Origin of the sequence: Desulfurella sp., assembly GCF_023256235.1 — a bacterium.
GTDB lineage: Bacteria > Campylobacterota_A > Desulfurellia > Desulfurellales > Desulfurellaceae > Desulfurella.
The window spans coordinates 1-3,068 of sequence record NZ_JAGDWY010000016.1; the positions used below are offsets into that span (position 1 = coordinate 1).

The window sequence follows — 3,068 nt, forward strand, 5'->3', positions numbered from 1 at the left end:
TGAAAGCTGTTGCAAATTTTGAGATGGTCTGCGCTTTTAAATTGTTTTTAATTATTATAAAAAAGGACAAAATCAATAACAATTCTCCTATTATTCCATAATCTATAAGTGTCTGAAAATAAAGATTATCCATATAACCAATACCATTCAATTGAGTATATGAGCTACAATGCGTTGAATATTTATTGCATATATTTTTAAAACTCTCAATTTTGTATGGCAATATAGCTTTATCTGCATTATTTAGCCCAAAACCAAACATTATTGTCTTAAAATTTTGCTTTTGTATTGCTTTTATAGCAGCATCCCACTGAGCAAACCTTAATAATATGCTTGTATTTTTATGATAATGTAGTGCATTGATGATTTTTTGTTTTACGGGGCTAGCTTCAAATAAAATTACAAAAGCGACTATAATTATTGTATAAAAAAATATTAAATTCTTTTTTTTGATTTTTTTTATAAAAAACGGTATTATTATAATACCAATGAAAAAACCAAGTATAGCTGATAATTCTTGAATAAAAAACAAAGACAGAAAAGCAAAAGCTGCGCTTGTATAGTAAAAAATACTTTTATAATAAAAGCTCAATGTTACAAAAAGCAAAGCAAGCATCATCATAATAGAGCCAGTTGCCAAAAAACTTGTTGACCACAAGCTTCCAGCTTGAATTGGCGGATAATGAAAGTATATATGCCGCGCAGAAAAAATATCCTGTATTTCAACATTAAAGAAAGCTTTTACCATAATGCAAATTGATGTAAAAATAGTCACAAAAGCCAATAAATTTACAATAAATTTGTGTTTTTCACTAAGCCTGCTGAGTATAAAGTAATGTAAAAATAAACGCACTGGATTTAAATTTGTAAAACTATTTTTTACATTTATACCAAAAACAGATAAAAGGTTTTGCAAAAAAAGTAAGCCAATAGGTATGTCTTTTTTTTCGAAACTAAAGTTTTTAGATAAAACTAAAATAAACAAACCTACAAAACCTATTGTTAAAGCAATATTTGTAATAGCTATTGATGTAGTAATGCCTATTGTCAACAAAAATGCACTGACAAAAATAAATTTTTTGCCAATATAATCAACTGATGGAAACTCAATATTGTTAAAATAAGATTGTTTCATAAAAGTCCTTTATTTAAAAAAGCCGCCATTTTCTACAAAATATATTATAAAATAAACAATTTTATGTCAAACAATTTAGCAACTGATTACCCCTCGTCATTCTGAGCACACGAAAGTGTGCTCAGAATCTCACCACTTTATATATGGTACTGAGTAGATCCTTCACATGCGTTCAGGATGACTATTCTTTTTCGCCAAAAAAGCAAAAAACAAAAATGCATTCATAATTAACTTAACATAGCAGTATAAGCTTTTGCTACAATTGCAGGGCTTCCTAATTCTACAATTTTACCTTTTTCTATAAGCATGGCTTCATCACATATTTTTTCAACTAATGTAGAATCATGGCTAACTATGATTAATGTCTTACCTTTTTTTTGGAACTCTAAGATTTTTTCAGAACTTTTTTTCTGAAAGGATTGATCACCTACGCCCATTATTTCATCAAGTATTACAATATCAGGATTTATGTTTATTGCTACAGAAAAAGCAAGTCTTATATACATACCAGATGAAAATGTACGCAATGGTTCGTTTGCTACATGGCTTAATTCTGCAAAATCAAGTATTTCATCGTATTTTGCCTCTATTTCTTTTTTAGATAGCCCAAGCATAAGTCCGTTTATTAGTATATTTTCTTTTGCTGTAAGTTCTGGATGAAAGCCAGCTCCTAACTCTAAAAGTGGCACAATTTTTCCGTTTCTTATAATTGTACCACTTGTTGGTGTTATAATGCCACAGATTAGCTTTAAAAGTGTGCTTTTGCCAGCACCGTTTCTACCCATTATACCAAATGTTGTAGATTTTTTTATTGAAAACGAGATATCATCAAGTACAGTTATTGTTGGCCTTTTTTTTCTTTTAAAACCGCTTTTAATAAAACCTACAAATTTAGTTTTTATAGAAGTGGGGTTGTATTCTACAACTTTAAATCTTTTTGTAAGATGCAATACTTCTATGGCATATATACTCATACTAACTCTGGAAACTCCTCTTTGTGTGATCTAAAATATAAAAACCCCAGAGTATATACAACAATAGCTACTAAAGCAAGTAAAGCCAGATAAAAAGGTTTTGGAAACCAATTGTAGTAAAAAATACTCTGGTAAGATTTAATCAAATAAGCAAGCGGATTTAAAAAAATGAGTTTTTGGGCTTTCAGGGGCAGTTGTTGCTCAAAATACATAATTGGCATACCAAAAAATAAAAATTGCAATAAATTCATTACAATATGTTGCATATCCCTGTAGTAGACTTCCCAGGTTGCTACAAAAAAACCAATTCCACAGGTAATAAAAAATTGAATAATTACAATTACAGGAAATACAATCAAAGGCAAGCCTATTGAAACACCGAAAATAATTATAAATAAAAGTAGCACAGGCAAAGACAAAACATAATTTATAAAGTTTGATAATACTTTTACCATTATTAAGATTTCAGATGGAAGCGTAGATTTATTTACAAATGCCCCAGAGCTTACGATAGCCATTGTAGACTCATTTATAGAACCGGCAAACCAGTTCCACGGCAAAAGACCCACAAACAAATACACAGGGTAGGCTTTAGCAGATGCTTTAAATATGACAGTAAAAACAAAAACATATATCAATAACAAAAGCAGAGGGTTTAATATAGACCAAAAAAAACCAAAGGCGGATCCTCTGTATCGGATTTTAAGCTCTTTTAAAGCTAAAATCCATATTAAGTGCCTGTACTGGATGGGTATCTTGAAACCCTCTTTAATAGCTGATAATTTTTGACTCACGCATCACCTTTTATTACCATACTAAAAAACCATTATATATAGATTTGATTTATTGTAAATTGATTTTTTCAATTAGCCACCATACTCGTCATTCGCAAGGAGCAAAGCGACGAAGAATCTCATAAGTAGATCCTTCACATGCGTTCAGGACGACGCCTTTTTCGT

Annotated in this window: 3 protein-coding genes; all 3 read right to left on the reverse strand. The window is 30.1% G+C overall.

Annotated elements, in window-relative coordinates:
- Positions 1–1,135, reverse strand: a 1,135-nt coding sequence (locus tag Q0C22_RS01655; RefSeq protein WP_291490354.1) for an O-antigen ligase family protein, incomplete at its 3' end; no start/stop codon positions are given.
- Between the two features lie 227 nt (positions 1,136–1,362).
- Entirely contained in the window at positions 1,363–2,109 is a 747-nt protein-coding gene (locus tag Q0C22_RS01660; RefSeq protein WP_291490355.1) for an ABC transporter ATP-binding protein, read from the reverse strand.
- Positions 2,106–2,903 (reverse strand): ABC transporter permease, encoded by a 798-nt coding sequence (locus Q0C22_RS01665; RefSeq protein ID WP_291490356.1) that lies wholly within the window; start codon positions 2,901–2,903, stop codon positions 2,106–2,108. Before Q0C22_RS01665 ends, Q0C22_RS01660 begins: the two co-directional genes overlap by 4 nt.
- Positions 2,904–3,068: the final 165 nt, after the last annotated feature.